This is a genomic window from Saccharothrix syringae, from assembly GCF_009498035.1.
GTDB classification, from domain to species: Bacteria; Actinomycetota; Actinomycetes; order Mycobacteriales; family Pseudonocardiaceae; genus Actinosynnema; species Actinosynnema syringae.
Genome location: NZ_CP034550.1, coordinates 5,630,368 through 5,645,610 on the forward strand (window position 1 = coordinate 5,630,368; position 15,243 = coordinate 5,645,610).

General features: G+C 73.7%; 9 protein-coding genes and 1 pseudogene. 2 read left to right on the forward strand and 8 right to left on the reverse strand.

From position 1 onward, the window contains the following. Nucleotides 1-42: 42 nt before the first annotated feature. The 5 genes from EKG83_RS24400 to EKG83_RS24420 are packed head-to-tail and all read right to left on the reverse strand — an operon-like array spanning nt 43 to nt 5,493. On the reverse strand, nt 43-1,881 hold the full coding sequence (locus EKG83_RS24400; protein WP_051767045.1) for a DUF6807 family protein: 1,839 nt from the start codon (nt 1,879-1,881) through the stop codon (nt 43-45). Then, nucleotides 1,878-2,414: a hypothetical protein gene (locus EKG83_RS24405; protein WP_033435761.1), complete on the reverse strand. Its 537-nt coding sequence runs from the start codon at nt 2,412-2,414 to the stop codon at nt 1,878-1,880. Before EKG83_RS24405 ends, EKG83_RS24400 begins: the two co-directional genes overlap by 4 nt. A 4-nt stretch (nt 2,415-2,418) precedes the next feature. Further along, nucleotides 2,419-3,252, reverse strand: a complete 834-nt coding sequence (locus EKG83_RS24410; RefSeq protein ID WP_033435762.1) for a carbohydrate ABC transporter permease — start codon at nt 3,250-3,252, stop codon at nt 2,419-2,421. Beyond that, entirely contained in the window at nt 3,249-4,205 is a 957-nt protein-coding gene (locus EKG83_RS24415; RefSeq protein WP_033435763.1) for a carbohydrate ABC transporter permease, read from the reverse strand. The genes EKG83_RS24410 and EKG83_RS24415 overlap by 4 nt, the downstream gene beginning before the upstream one ends. 4 nt (nt 4,206-4,209) lie before the next feature. Continuing rightward, nucleotides 4,210-5,493: an ABC transporter substrate-binding protein gene (locus tag EKG83_RS24420; RefSeq protein ID WP_051767046.1), complete on the reverse strand. Its 1,284-nt coding sequence runs from the start codon at nt 5,491-5,493 to the stop codon at nt 4,210-4,212. A gap of 374 nt (nt 5,494-5,867) precedes the next feature. Here EKG83_RS24420 and EKG83_RS24425 point away from each other — a divergent pair, with 374 nt between their 5' ends. Together EKG83_RS24425 and EKG83_RS24430 are read left to right on the forward strand one after the other, a co-directional pair. Beyond that, nucleotides 5,868-6,407 (forward strand): rhamnogalacturonan lyase family protein, encoded by a 540-nt coding sequence (locus EKG83_RS24425; protein ID WP_051767047.1) that lies wholly within the window; start codon nt 5,868-5,870, stop codon nt 6,405-6,407. Then, nucleotides 6,362-7,363, forward strand: coding sequence for a rhamnogalacturonan lyase family protein (locus tag EKG83_RS24430; protein ID WP_153278345.1), 1,002 nt, complete (start codon nt 6,362-6,364; stop codon nt 7,361-7,363). The genes EKG83_RS24425 and EKG83_RS24430 overlap by 46 nt, the downstream gene beginning before the upstream one ends. Before the next feature lie 53 nt (nt 7,364-7,416). Here EKG83_RS24430 and EKG83_RS24435 read toward each other — a convergent pair whose 3' ends face one another. The 3 genes and pseudogenes from EKG83_RS24435 to EKG83_RS24445 form a co-directional block, all read right to left on the reverse strand. Beyond that, a complete protein-coding gene (locus EKG83_RS24435; protein WP_033435764.1) occupies nt 7,417-9,846 on the reverse strand; it encodes a helix-turn-helix transcriptional regulator in 2,430 nt (809 codons plus the stop codon). A 348-nt stretch (nt 9,847-10,194) separates the two neighbouring features. Next, nucleotides 10,195-11,433, reverse strand: coding sequence for a cytochrome P450 family protein (locus EKG83_RS24440; RefSeq protein ID WP_051767049.1), 1,239 nt, complete (start codon nt 11,431-11,433; stop codon nt 10,195-10,197). After that, nucleotides 11,426-15,184 (reverse strand): annotated as a pseudogene (locus EKG83_RS24445) (type I polyketide synthase); the annotation flags it as partial. The pseudogene EKG83_RS24445 and the gene EKG83_RS24440, both read right to left, overlap by 8 nt. Between the last annotated feature and the right edge of the window lie 59 nt (nt 15,185-15,243).

Here is a 15,243-nt window from a genome sequence, read left to right on the forward strand (position 1 = left end):
CGGGAAGAACGGGAAGGGACCGGGAACACCCCGCTCCCGGGATCACGGCGGGCGGACGCCGTCGTGGAAGGCCACCCGCACGGTGATCTCCCGCTCCTGCCCCGGCGCCAGCACCAGCGGCCGGTCCCAGGCCAGTGCCGAGCCGATGCCCTGGTACTGCCGCACGCGCACGAACCACGGGTCGGTCGGCCCGGACACCAGCGCGGTCCACGGGCGTTGCGGGTCGGACACCACCACCGCCAGCCACGGGGCGGGCCGCCCGTTGACCTGGTCCTCCCCCGACCCGCCGGAGGTGAACACGTGCACGGTGGCCGGGTCGAGGTCGGGCAGCCGCCAGAACCAGCCGCCGTAGCCGGCGCCGGCCCGGCCCTTGCTGCCGGGGCTGTGCAGGACCACCTCGCGATCGGCGGACAGCACGCTGGTCCACTCCAGCTCCCAGCCGCCCTCGACGAACCGGCGCCGCACCCGCCGCCGCTCGCGCAGCAGCACCCGGCCGCCCGCGTCGCACCAGGCCAGCTCGTCGGGGCCGGGTTCGCCGTGCGCCAGCTCGCGGACCACGCCCAGCTCGCCGGGCTCGTAGCCCCGGCCGGGCACGTAGTTGCGGCCGCCCCACAGGTTGACGCCGTTCACGTCGGGCAGTGCCAGGCCGATGCCCCGGTGCCACGGGTGGTCGTCGGGGTGCTCGCCGGTGACCACGGTGCCGCCGAGGGTCCGCACCGGGTGCAGCGCGGGCCGCGGCACGACCAGCGGCAACGCGGCGCGGTCCCAGCCGTAGCGGGCGGCGGCGCCCAGCGGTGACCAGGGCACCTCCAGCTCGCCGAAGGTGCGCAGCCGCTCGGCGGCCCTGGTGACCGCGGAGTCCACGCCGTCCACGTCGACGCGGTCGCCGTTGCGGCGCAGCCACGCCGAGTCGATCGGCAGCGGTTCGGGCGCGGTGCGCACCTCCTCCAGCACGCGCGTGAACGCGCCGGTGGCGGTCAGCGGCGAGTTCAGCGGCACGGCGGGGTCGGCCAGGTGGTCGAGCAGGTTGGCCAGCGGGGTGTCGTGGCCGTGCCGCTCCTCGATGCCGTCGACCACCAGCGCGTGGCGGGTGTAGTGCAGCTCGGCGCGCCTGCGGCTGCCGTGCACGACGAGCACGGGTTCCTCGGCGACCTCGGCGCACAGCGTCACCGCGACCACCACGACCGTGCCGCGGCGGGTGCGCAGCCGCAGGCACGAGGTGTCGTCGGCCTCGATGTCGCGGGCGCGCAGCAGCTCCAGCGCGATGTCGTCCACGTCGTCGACGCCGGTGCTGCCGTCGAGCGCCAGGGCGGTGGCGATGCCGTGGGCGAAGGGGTTGGTCAGGGCGCCGTCGACGACCGGGGCGCCGTCGAGGGTGCGGCGGCCGGCCCAGGGCGCGCGGGTGTAGTAGGCGTCGTCGCGCGACCACGTGCCGCGCACGCCGATGCCCCGCACCTCGCCCAGCCCGCCCGACCCCATCAGGTCGGCCAAGCGGCGCACCGCGTGCGAGCCCAGGCTCTGGAAGCCGACCTGCACCGGCCGCCCGGCGGCCCGCGCGACCAGCGCGCGCCAGTCGGCGAGGGTGGCGGTGGGCGGTTTCTCCAGCAGCAGGTGGGCGCCCGCGTCCAGCACCCGGTGGGCCAGGCCGACGTGGGTGTGGATGGGGGTGGACACGATGCCGATGTCCGCGCCGGGCAGCAGTTCGCCCGGGTCGGCGGACACGGGCCGGTCGCCGACGAGCCGCCGCGCCTCCTCGTCGAGGGCCTTCACCTCGCACACGCCGGCCAGCTCCACCCGCCCTGCAGCTTCCAGCGCGGCGATCTCGCGCAGGTAGAGCCGCCCGTAGCCGAAGGCGCCGGCGAGCACCACGCGCGGGGTCACCGGCGCTCCACCGCGACCGCGGCGAACACCAGCAGGCCGGGCACGACCACGGCGAACGCGGGTGCCTGCACGACCACCAGCGAGGCCACCGCCAGCGCGCCGACCAGGTAGGCGTAGCCGACGGGGTCGCGGGCGGGCTCGGCGAGCAGGGCGGCCCACCGGTCGCCGGGCCGCCACCGCGCGGCCGTGCGCAGCACCAGCAGCAGCGCGGCGGCCAGCGCCACCCCGATCACCGGGCCCAGCACCGCCGATCCCGGCAACCCGCCGGCCAGCGCGAGCAGGTCCAGGGCGCCGACGACGAGCAGGGCGGGCGGCACCAGCAGCGCCACCGGGTCGCGCAGCCCCCGCCCCACCAGCACAGCGAACCGCCGCGCGGTGGGCGTGCGGCCCCCGTCGACCAGCTCCCGCAGCAGCACCGACCCGGCGGCCAGCGCCGGTGCCGCGGTCAGCACCGGCAGCGCCGCCAGGCACACCAGCACGCCGATCAGCAGCACCTCCGCCAGCAGCGCCAGCGGGCGAACCCACGTGCCCATTGCCCTACCCCTTCAACCCGGAGGTGGCCACACCGTCCACCAGGAACCGCTGGAACGCCAGGAAGAACAGCCCGATGGGCAGCAGCGCCAGCACCGACATGGCGAACATCGGCCCGAACGCCGACTCGGTGGCCTGGTCGACGAACAGCTGCAGCGCCAGCGGCAGGGTGAACTTCTCCGCGTCGTTGAGGTAGATCAGCTGCGAGAAGAAGTCGTTCCAGTTCCAGATGAAGGTGAAGATCGCGGTGGTGATCAGCGCCGGGCGCAGCAGCGGCAGGATGACGTGCCGGAAGGTACCGGCGGGGCCGCAGCCGTCCAGGGTGGCCGCCTCGTCCAGCTCGCGCGGCAGGGTGCGGATGAACTGGACCATCAGGAAGATGAAGAACGCGTCGGTGGCCAGGAACTTGGGCAGCACCAGGGGCCAGAACGTGTTCACCACCCCCAGCTGCTGGAAGATCACGTACTGCGGGATCAGCACCACGTGGTGCGGCAGCATGATGGTGATCATCATGAAACCGAACATGGGCCCCCGGCCGCGGAAGTGCAATCGCCCGAAGGCGTACGCGGCCAGCGAGCACGACACCACGTTGCCGACCACCGCGCCGGCGGAGACCAGCAGCGAGTTCCGGAAGTAGTGCAGCACGCCGAACTCGCCCACGCCGTCGAACACCTGCGCGTAGTTGTCCCCGGTGGGCTCGCGGGGCAGCAGCGCGAGCGTGGACAGCACCTCGGTGGCGGGCTTGAACGACGTCGACACCAGCCACACCACCGGGTAGAGCAGCACCAGCAGCACGCCGATCACCACGACGTGCCACAGCACCTTCCCGGACGTCGTCACCGGTCCTCCCCCGCGTAGAACACCCACCGCCTGGAGCTGCGGAACACCAGGGCGGTCAGCGCCGCCACCACGACCAGCAGCACCCAGGCCATCGCCGAGGCGTAGCCCATCCGGAAGTCGGTGAACCCCCGCTGGTACAGGTACAGCGGGTAGAGCAGGGTGGAGTCGCTGGGCCCGCCCCGCCCGCTGCTGACCACGAACGCGCCGGTGAACGCCTGGAAGGCGTTGATGGTCTCCAGCACCAGGTTGAACAGGATCACCGGCGAGAGCATGGGCAGCGTGATGCCGAACAACCGCCGCGCCGGGCCCGCGCCGTCGATCGCGGCCGCCTCGTACAGCTCGCGCGGCACCTGCTTCAGACCGGCCAGGAAGATCACCATGGGCGCGCCGAACTGCCACGCGGCCAGCGCCACCAGGGTCAGCAGGGCGTACCGGGGCTGGTCCACCCAGCCGCCGGTGTCGATGCCGAGCCCGGCCAGCACCTCGTCCACGGTGCCGTCGGTGGAGAACAGCGCCCGCCACGCCAGCGCCACGCTCACGCTGGCACCCAGCAGCGACGGCGCGTAGAACGCCGACCGGTACAGGCCCACGCCCCGGCGCGGCCGGTTGAGCAGCAGCGCCACCGCCAGGGCCAGGGCCAGCTTCAGCGGCACCGACAGCAGCACGTACTCGGTCGTGGTCCACGCCGCGTGCCAGAACCGCTCGTCGCCGGTGAACATGGTGGCGTAGTTGTCGAAGCCCACCCACTCCGGGCTGTCGAACAGGTCGTAGTCGGTGAACGACAGGTACAGCGACGCGACCATCGGTCCGATGGTCAGCAGCGCGGCACCGACGATCCACGGCGACAGGAACAGGTAGGCGACGCCCTGGCCCCGCCGCCGGCGCGCGGTGCCCGCGGGCGCCGGCGGCGGGGGGTCGAGGGCGTCCGGTCGGGTCAGCGCGGACTGCGTCATCTCGTCAGGAACCCAGCGACTTCTCGGCGTCCTGGATCACGCGCCGGGCGGCGTCGGCCGCGCCGACCCGGCCGAAGATCACGTCGTCGTAGGTGCGCTGGAAGTCGCGCTTGATCGCGGAGGCCCCGGTCGGCCAGGCCCCGAAGGCGGGGCCGATCTTGTCCTTCTGCGCCTCCTCGTAGTCGCACACCGCCTTGGTGCCCCCCTCGGCGGCCGCGCAGACCTGGGCGCGGATCTCCTCGTTGGGCGGCACGCCGCGGGAGGCGCCGAGCAGCTTGCCCGCCGCCGGGTCGTTGAGCAGGAAGTCCAGCAGCTTGACCGCGGCCTCCTTGTGCTCGGAGCGCCGGGCGACGGCGAAGGACACCGGCGGCAGCGCGGCCATGCCGGTCTCGGCGACGTCGCTGGGCAGCGGCGCGAGCTTCAGGCCCGTCCCGAAGGCCCCGAAGTAGCCGGTCACGGTGGAGTCGTAGCCGATCTCGGAGGCGGCCTGCCTGGTGACGATGCCGGAGTTCTGCACCGACCCGTCCATCTTGGTGGTCACCTCGGCGGGGGTGGCGCCCCTGCCGGCCCGCAGCGCGCCGATGGACTCCCAGTACCGGGTCAGGTCCTCGGCGGTGAAGCCGAGCCCGCCCTCGGCGGTGTAGAGCCGCTTGCCGTGCTGGCGCAGCCACACCTCGAACCAGTCGACGGCCCAGCCGAAGTCGGTGGTGCCCGCGACGGTGCCGGCCGCGCCGACCTTGGCCATCGCGTCGGCGAACTCCGCCCAGGTCCACCTCTCCCCCGCGGCGGTGGGCACCCTGGCGCCGGCGGCCTCGAAGTGGGTGGGGTCGAAGACCAGCACCTGGGTGGTGGCGCCGCCGGCCACGGCGTACTGCTTGCCGTCGACCTTGCCGCCCTCCAGCAGGTCGGGCGAGATCCTGTCGACCTTGAGCGCCTTACCCACGTACTCGTCGAGCGCGGCCAGCACGTTGCGCCCGGCGTACTCGCCGAGCGTGGCCCGGTCGAGCTGGAGCAGGTCCGGCCCGGCACCGCCCGCGACCTGGGTGGACAGCTTCTGGAAGTAGGCGTCGTAGCCGCTGTACTCGGTCTCGACCCTGATGTCGGGGTTGCGCCGCCGGAACTCCTCGACCGCCTCGCGGGTGACCTTGGCGCGGTCCTCGTTGCCCCACCAGACGAACCGCAGCGTCACCGGGCCGTCGGCGGAGTCGCTGCCGCACCCGGCCAGCGCGGCGGACGCCGACAGCAACCCGACCAGCAGGCCGGCCGCCCGGCGAGACATTCGCCCCATCGCCCTCACCTCTCGTTTGAATCGGTTCAAACAACCTAGGTGAGCGGGATCACGCCGTCAAGGATAGCGCTTTCCAGGTTGAAACTTAAACGTCATCTTCCGTTGGGCGGCTGGTTGAAACGGTTCATCGCATGTCGTCGTTCCGCACCTCGCGCACCGGTCGCGCCCCTGGAGGCCGCCGATGACCCGTCACCGAGCCGCGCTCGCCGTACTGGCGGTGCTCGCGCTCGTGCTGTCCGCTCCCCCGGCCGGGGCCACCGGCGGGGTCCCCGGCTGGAACGGCTGGACGGCACAGGGCCGGCCGGCGGTTCGCGCTACCAGGTGGCGGCGCTGGTGCGGGGCCGGCAGGTGGACCTGAGCGCGCCGGTGTCGCCGTGGGGAGGCACTACGACCTGCCGCTGCGCAGGCCCGCGGGCGGGGTGACGCCGGCCGGCGAGGCGTACACCTACTCGGCCAACGACGTCAGCGTCGGCGACGTGGACGGCGACGGCCGCTACGAGTACGTGGCGAAGTGGGACCCGTCGAACTCCGAGGACGTGTCCCAGGTCGGGTACACCGGGCCGACCCATGTGGACACCTACCGGCTGGACGGCACGCTGCTGCACCGGGTGGACCCGGGGGTGAACATCCGCTCGGGCGCGCACTACACGCAGTTCCCGGTCTACGACTTCGACGGCGACGGCCGGTCGGAGATGATGCCCAAGACGGCGCCGGGGACGCGGGTGACCTCCTACGACCGGCGCGGGCGCGTGGTGTCGCAGCGGTACGTGACGATGCCGCCCGAGGACGTGCGGGCCGGGTACTCGCACCGCGACGACGCTGGAGCAGGCGTTCGGCATCCCGGTGCGCTACGGCTACCCGCTGTCCGATGTGGATGCGCGGGCGCTGGTCGGCCACTTCGTGGACGTACCTGACGGCGCTCGACGGTGCGACCGGCCGCGAGCTGCAGACGGTGCGCTACGAGCCGGGGCGGCACGACGACGGGTTGATGCGGGGCGACTACGCGTTGCCGAGGATCGAGCCGGGCAACCGGGTGGACCGGTTCCTGGCCGGGGTGGCCTACCGGTGGGACGGCCGCCGGTTGGCGCGGGACTGGTTCGTCGACAGCGGGTGGGTGCCGGTGGGCAACCCGTTCGACGACGCGGTGCACAACCGCAACGGCACCTCCGCGTCGCACGGGGCGCTGGCCACGCAGGGCGCGCACTCGCTGAGCGCGGCGGACGTCGACGGCGACGGCAGGCAGGAGGTCGTCCACGGCGCGGCCACGGTCGACGACGGCGGGACGCTGCGCCACAGCTCGTTCGGCGTGCTGCCGCCGGGCAGCGCGCGGCCGGGCGAGGTGGAGCGGCTGGGGCACGGCATGGTGGGCGACGTGCTGCCGGACGTGCCGGGGTTGGAGACGTGGGCGTCGGCGCCGGGCGGGACCGGGGCGGTGGGCCTGTGGTCGGCCGACGGGCGCCGGTTGTCGGAGGCGATCCCGGGGACCAACCAGGGCATCCGGTGGGCGGCGGACCTGACCACGCAGGTGGTGGACGGTTCGGGCGAGGCGGAGCCGGTGGTGCGGGACTGGCGGCGCGGGGTGCTGCTGACCGCGACCGGTGCGCGGGCCGACAACGGGACGAAGGGCAACCCGTCGCTGGTGGCCGACGTGCTGGGCGACTGGCGGGAGGAGCTGGTGGTGCGCACGGTCGACAGCTCGGCGCTGCGGTTCTGCGCGAGCACCGAGGTGACCGGGCACAAGATGTACTCGTTGATGCAGGACCCGCAGTACCGGGTGGAGGTCGCGCGGCAGCAGACCGCCTACAACCAGCCGTCCCACCCGGGGTTCCACCTGGCCTCGGACACCGACTGGTCGACGGTGCCGCGCTGAGGGCCGCGGCCCCGGTCGGCCTCCCCCTCGGCGGGAGGCCGACCGGGGCCGGTTCAGCCGAGCTTGGCCCGGAGCTCCTGCCTGCCCGCCAGCTGCAGCTTCCGGTAGGTGCGCGTCAGGTGCTGCTCGACGGTGCTGACCGACACCGACAGCGACCGGGCGATGTTGCGGTTGCTGCACCCGCTCGCGGCCAGCAGGGCGACCTGCCGCTCCGACCGGCTGAGCTTGTTGAGGTAGCTGGAGTACCGGTCCTCGATCTTGTAGCGGGGCACCCGGGGTGCAGGCACGGTGATCTGGCCGCCCGCCAGCAGGGAGTCGACCGCGCCGAGCACGTCGCCCGACACGGCGGCGGCGACCAGGGTGCTGAACACCTGTTCGCGCACCGCGCTGCGCCGGTCGCGCCCGGCGCCCGCCGCCTCCTCCCCGTCCCCGAGCACCGCCTCGACCTGGCCGATGCGCTCCTCGATCAGGTCGATCGCGCCGTCCTGGTCGCCGAGGGTGAGCAGGGCGCCCGCGGCGGCCAGCCGCCAGGGTGCGACGCTCTCCCGGTCGACGCCCCAGTCGACCAGCAGCCTGCCGCAGCTGCGGAAGTCCGCGAGCCCGGCCCGCACCCGGCCCGTGGCCAGGTTGAAGTGCCCCCGCGCGTAGAGGTAGACGGGCCCGTGGCGGGAGTCGAACACGGCGGCGGGCAGGGGGCGGTTGACGTACTCCGCCGCCCCGGCGCGGTCGCCGGTGGCCAGGTGCGCCAGCACCGCGCAGGCGATCGGCGACGCGACGCGCACGCCCCACGCCTGGGTGGAGATCAGCGACAGCGCCCTGGTCGCCTTGGCCGCGGCCTCTCGGTGCCTGCCCCGGCGCAGCGCGGCTTCGGCGCCGACCGCCGTGAACCTCGCCTGCCACACCGGGACCCGCTGCCGGGCGGAGTCCTCGGCGAACCGCTCGGCGAACGACCCCGCGGTCTCGCTCTCCCCCGCGTACACCAGCGCGGTGAGCGCCGCGGCGATCGCCGGCGCGGTCTCCTCGGTCGCGTGCGGGAAGCCGTAGAGGGCGTTGGTGGCCCTCCGGGCGGCTTCGCGGTCCCGCCGCGGCGAGGTCAGGGCGGTGGCCAGGGACCACGCCATCTCGTGCCGCGCGGAGCGGCCCTCGTCGGCGCGGTCGTCGGCGCCCTCCAGCCACTCCGCGAGCAGGGCGGGGTACTCGCCGCGGACCAGCAGCCGGTCCGCGGCCAGGTCGGTGTCGCCGGACTCGGTGACGACGGTCAGCTTGGCCACCGCCTCCCGCCCCCGGCCGCGCCGCACCATCTGCTCGGCGAGCACCGGCGAGTAGCGGTGCCACAGGTCGAGCTCGGAGCGCACGGTCGCGGCCTCGTGGAACGCCTGGCAGCAGGCGTCGGGGTCCACGGCGGACTGCACGAGCGCGATCCGCTCCAGGATGAACGCGCGGCTCTCGTCCTCGCGGGCGCCCCGCAGCGCCAGGCGCAGGATCGTGTGCACCAGGCCCCAGTCGCGCACCGCCACGGCCTGGGCCACGGCCTCGTGCACCAGGAAGCCGCTCCAGTCCTCGTCGACGTGGTCCGCGGCGACGAGGTGCCTGGTCACGTCCAGGGCCCGGGCGCCGAGGCCGCGCAGGGTCTCGGCGACGCGCAGGTGCAGCACCTGGGCCTCGTGCAGCGACAGGTCCGTCAGCACGGCCTCGGCCGCGGCCGGGTGCCGGTACCCCGTGTCGGTCAGCAGGCCGACGGCGCCCAGCTCGGCCATCGCCCGCTCGGCCTCGGCCACGCCGGTGCCCGCCACGTCGGCCACCGCGCGGGGCGTGCCGGGCGCGCCCAGCACGGCGATGGCCCTGGCCACCGCGCGGACCTGCGGCTCCAGCTTCGCGATGACCAGCCGCACGGCCTGGTTGAAGGCGTGCCCGAGGACCAGGCAGTCGGCACCGGTCTCGGCGGCCTGGCTGTCGCAGTCGGCCAGGACCATCCTGGCCAGGTTCAGGTTGCCGCCGCTCAGGCGCAGCACCTCGGCCGCCTGCTCGGGCTTGAGGGCCAGGGAGAACGCGGTCCGGGCGAACGCGGCCACCCCGTCCGCCGACAGCGTCGTGAGGGAGATGTGGTGGTAGTGCCGGTGGTCGCGCAGTTCGGCGGTGATCTCCCGGTAGGTCTCGGTGGCCTCCCGCACGCTGAGCACCAGGATGACGGGGGTGGTGCGGTTCGCGAGGACCGAACCGACGAAGCTCCGCACGGACGCGCGGTCGGCGTGGTGGAGGTCGTCGACGCACAGCAGCAGCGGGGTGCGGGTGAACCGCAGGTCGGTGCGCAGGGTCGGCTCGAAGCGGGAGATGCCGACCCACTCCACGTCGAACCCGGCCGACCGCGCGCGCTCGGCGAACACCGACAGCAGCGCCGTGCGCCCGGCACCCGGCCGGCCGGACACCACGAGGACCTGCCTCCTGCGCGCCTCCACCTCGGTGCGCAGCACGTCGAACAGCATTAACTCGTCAGCACGTTCTTGTAAATACAAAGAAGTCCCCCATCATGCCAACCGCCGCGCAGCGATTCACCGTCCAGGCAGCCCAAAAAGGGATGCCGACCACAGATCGGCAGACCGAAAGGCCAAAGTCGAAATTCCCCAGTGGTAACGCCGAGAATTACGTTACCGCTCGATCGTGGTCCATGTCGTCAACAACGGGCCATCCCATGATTGTGACGTCACCGCGTGCAACGGCTGCAACGTTACAGGGACCCACCCCTACCTGCCAGGGCCAACACCGCGCGGCGCCACGTCCCCGGCCCGGCGCCGCCCGGGGGGGTGCGGCACCGCGAAAGGTTCGCACGGGGTTCACACGCGGTGAAACCGGACCGGCAGGGCATCCAGCGCACGAAACTGGAGGCTGTTGCGCCACACCAGATCCGCGGCCGGCCGGGCCAATTCCCAGGAGCCGAACCGGTCGAGCAGGGCGCGGAGCACGACCTCGCCTTCCAGGCGGGCCAGCGGCGCGCCGACGCAGTGGTGGATGCCGTGCCCGAAGGAGACGTGGGCATTGGCCGGCCTGGCCGGGTCGAGGCGATCGGGTGCGGTGAACCGACCCGGGTCGCGGTTCGCCGCGGCCAGCGAGATGAACACCAGCTCGTCCTCGGGGATGACCACGTCGCCGACGAGGACCGGCGCCACGGTGAACCGGGCGGTGGCGAGGTTGAGCGGGCTCTCCCACCGCAGGAACTCCTCGACCGCCGCGGGGACCAGGGCCGGGTCGGCGCGCAGCGCCCGCTGCGCGCCGGGGTCGACCAGCAGGGCGTGCACGCTGCTGCTGATCATGCTCGCGGTCGTCTCGTAGCCGGCGTTCATGACGAGGAAGACGGTGGACAGCAGTTCGTCGTCGTCCAGGGCCTCGTCACCGTCGCCCGCCTCGACGAGCGCGCCGATCAGGTCGTCACCCGGGTCTGCGCGCTTGGCCTTGATCAGGGCGGCGATGCAGGCGCCCGCGGCCCGGAACGCGGCCTGCTTCTCGGCCATGCCGGCGGTCACGCTCGTCAGGACCCCGTTCCAGGCCCGGAAGTCCTCGTGCCGGTCGTCCGGGACGCCCAGCAGCCTGCCGATGACGGAGATCGGCAGGGTCAGGGCGATGTCCCGCACGACGTCGGTGACCGCGCCCGGCGTGACCCGGTCCAGCAGCTCGTGGACGGTCCGCTCGATCCACGGCCTCATGGTCTGCACCCTGCGCACGGTGAACGCCCGGCCCATGATGCGGCGCAGCCGGGTGTGGTCCGGCGGGTCGCTGAACAGCATGTTGCGCACCACGGGCGTGTCGGTGCGCTCGGTGCCCACCTTGTGCCGCTCGACGATGCGCGGCATCTGGTCGCCGTCCTTGGACAGCCGCCGGTCGGCCAGCAGCCGCCGGGCGTCGTCGTAGCGGGTCACCACCCAGGCGTTCAGCTCGACGGTGAGCGTCTTGACCACGACCTTGTGCACCGGGGCGTCGTCCCGCATCCCCCGGTAGACCGCGTACGGGTCCTGGACGAAGTCCCAACCGAGCAGCGTCCGGGGGTTCGCGGTGGCGCCGTTCGCGGGTTCAGGCATGGGAGCACTCCTCGGTGAGCCAGTCGCGCACGACCCGGGCGGTCGAGTGGGCGGATTCGTCGATCAGGGACAGGTGGTCCAGGGCCGCGTGCACGGCGCGGTGGGGACCGGGCCACTCGACCCGGTACCGGGGAGCGGGACCGGCACCCCGGCGGGTGGTGGCGCTGACGACCAGGGTGGGCACGCCGGTCGCGCCGGGCGCCCAGTCCTCGAACAGGCGCAGGTACGCCGCCATCGCGGTCAGCTCGGCGTCGTCGACGTCGCCGTCCCGGCCGTAGATCGCGGCGAGCAGGTCGGCCTGGATCTCCGCGAGCTGCGGGCTGCCCGGCAGGTGCGAGTCGAGCACGACGACTCCCGCGGGCGGTGCGCCCGCGGCCGCCAGGTGCTCCGCCACCGCGTGCGCCAGCCAACCGCCGGACGAGTACCCGACCAGCACCGCGCCCGCGTCACCGGCCTGCTCGCGCACGGCACCGGCCAGGTGCGCGACGACGTCCGCGCGGGTCCTCGGCAGCGGCGTGCCCGCGGTGAAGCCGGGGTAGCGCAGGACCGCCAGGTCGAGCGCGCCGCGGAACCCGGCGGCGAACCGCGCGAACTGGTAGGGGTTCGACGGCGCGACGACCGACGGGAAGCACAGCAGCGGGGGCAGCTCGTCGCCCCTGCTGAACACGACCGCGGTTCCCGCCGCGAGACGCCCCGTTCGCGGGCGCCGGTCGGCCGCGGCCACCAGGAGCGCGAAGCCCTCGGCCGGCCTGCCCCCGACGCACGTCGCCCGGAACGCCGCCAGCAGCCCGGTCTCGGGCCGGCGGGCGCCGGGCTCGGCGAGCGCGGCGGTGAGCACCTTGGCCAGCAGCCGCGGCGTGGGGTGGTCGAACACGGCGGTGGCGGGCAGGCTCGTCCCGGTGGCGGTCCTGAGCCGGTCGACCAGCTCGACGGTGGTCAACGAGTCGAAACCGAGTTCACCGAACGGGCCGTCCGGGTCCGGGGCGTGGTCGGCGGTGAAGCCGAGCACCCGCGCGGTCTGGTCCAGGACCAGCTCCAGCAGCAGGTCTTCCCACTCCGGCCGCGGCGTCGCGGCGAGCCGGGCGGACAGCGCACCGGGGTGGGCGTCCGGCCCGGTCGGCAGCACGTCGGGCGCCGCCACGCGGTCGCCCACCTCCGGCGGCGACACGTCGAGCCAGTACCGCCGGTTCTGGAAGGGGTAGGTGGGCAGGTCGACCACGCGCGCACCCGTGCCGGCGAAGAAGACCTGCCAGTCGACCCCCACACCGCGCACGTGGAGCCGGGCCAACCCGGTCAGCAGCGAGTGGACCTGCTCGCGGTCGCGGCGCTGGACCGGCACGCACCCGTCGACCAACCCCGACAACACCGCATCCGGACCGACTTCGAGGAACGTGCCCACCCCGGACGCCGTCATGGTCTGGACCGCTTGGTGGAACCGCACCGTGCCGCGGACCTGCCGGACCCAGTACTCCGGGTCGCGCACCTCGTCCGAGACCAGGGCACCGGTCACCGTCGAGATCAGCGGCAGGCTCGGAGCCTGGTGGGAAACCTGTTCCAGCACCGCCCGGTACTCGTCGAGCATCGGCTCGATCAAGACGGAGTGGAAGGCGTGGCTGACCCGCAGGCGCTTCGTCCGCCGCCCCAGGGCGGCGAACTCCGCCGCCACCGCCAGGACTTGCTGCTCATCACCCGACAAAACCACCGAATCGGGCCCATTGACCGCCGCGATGTCGACACCCCGACCAGTGACCTCGTCCTCCGTGGCCTGCACCGCCACCATCGCCCCACCGGCGGGTAACGCGGCCATCAACCGACCACGAGCACTCACCACCCGCACCGCGTCATCCAACGACCACACACCCGCCACATGCGCAGCCGCCAACTCGCCGATCGAATGCCCGGCCAACGCCCCTGGGGATACGCCCCAGGAGGTCAGCAGCCGAAACAGGGCCACCTCAACAGCGAACAAACCCGGCTGCGCCCAACCGGTGTCATCCAGATCCTCCGCGCCGTCGAACACCACGTGGCGCAAACCATCACCGAACGCGGCACAGACCTCGTCGAACGCCTCGGCGAAGACAGGGAAAGCCGCATGCAGCCCACGGCCCATCCCCACCCACTGCCCACCCTGACCGGTGAACAACAGACCCAGGTCACCGGACACCACCGAACCCGACACCAACTCCCCGCGACCACCACCCACGACCACGGCCCGGTGCTCGAACACCGAACGCGACAGCAGGGAAAGACCCACGTCGACCGGATCGGCGTCGACGGTGGCCAGGCGGGTCGCCTGAGCGGCGAGTGCCGCCCCCGTGCGGGCGGAGAGCACCCACGGGACGACCGGCGGGGCGGTCCCCCGCTCGGGTTCCGGCCGGGCGGGCGCCTCTTCGACCACCACGTGCGCGTTGGTGCCGCTCGCCCCGAACGACGACACGCCCGCACGCCTCGGGCGGTCACCGGCCGGCCACGGCCGCGCCTCGGTCAGCAGCTCCACCGCGCCGGAGGACCAGTCCACCTGCCGGGTGCGCTCCTCGGCGTGCAGGGTCCTGGGCACCCGGCCGTGCCGGAGGGAGAGCACCACCTTGATCACGCCCGCCACGCCGGCGGCGGCCTGGGTGTGGCCGATGTTCGACTTCAGCGATCCCAGCCACAACGGCCGGTCCCGCTCCTGGCCGTAGGTCGCCAACAACGCCTGCGCCTCGATCGGGTCACCCAACCGGGTCCCCGTGCCGTGCGCCTCCACGACGTCCACGTCCGCGGGGCGGAGCAGGGCCGAGTCGAGTGCGCCGCGGATGACCCGCTGCTGGGCGGGCCCGTTGGGCGCGGTGAGCCCGTTGGACGCGCCGTCCTGGTTGACCGCGGAGCCGGTGAGCAGCGCCAGCACGCGCCGGCCGTGGCGTTCGGCGTCGGAAAGGCGCTCCAGCAGCAGCACCCCGGCGCCCTCGGCGAAGCCGGTGCCGTCGGCCGCCTCCGCGAACGAGCGGCAGCGCCCGTCCGGGGACAGGCCCCGCTGGCGGCTGAACACCTGGAGCATCCCGGGGGTCGCCATCACGGTCGCCCCGCCGGCCAGCGCCAGCGCGCAGTCCCCCGCGCGCAGCGCCTGCGCGGCCAGGTGCAGCGCCACCAGGGACGACGAGCACGCCGTGTCCAGCGTGACCGCGGGGCCCTCCAGGCCCAGGGTGTAGGAGATGCGCCCGGACACCACGCTGCTCGCGTTGGCGGTGAGGAAGTAGCCCTCCAGCCCACCGGGGCTCCGCTCCAGCAGCCGGGCGTAGTCCTGCACGCTGGAGCCGACGAACACCCCGGTCCGGCTGCCCCGCAGCGACACGGGGTCGATGCCCGCCCGCTCCACCGCTTCCCACGACGTCTGGAGCAGCAGGCGCTGCTGCGGGTCCATCGCCAGCGCCTCGCGCGGCGAGATCCCGAAGAACAGCGGGTCGAACCCCGCCACGTCGTCCAGGAACCCGCCCCCGGTGGCGTAGCAGGTCCCCCAGCGGTCCGGGTCCGGGTCGTACAGCGCGTCGAGGTCCCACCCGCGGTCGGTGGGCAGGCCGGAGATGACGTCGGCGCCCTCGTCCAGCAGGCGCCACAGGTCCTCGGGCGACCTCACGCCGCCGGGGTAGCGGCAACCGATGCCGACGACGGCGACGGGTTCGGGTCGCCGGTTCTCCAGCTCCTGGATCCGCTTGCGGGCCTGGACCAGGTCGGCCGTCACCCACTTGAGGTAGTCCCGGAGCTTCTGCTCGGTGCCGCCCCCGTTGGGCTCCCCCTGTTGTGCGCGCACGGGTCCGCTCCCCCTGTCCGCCG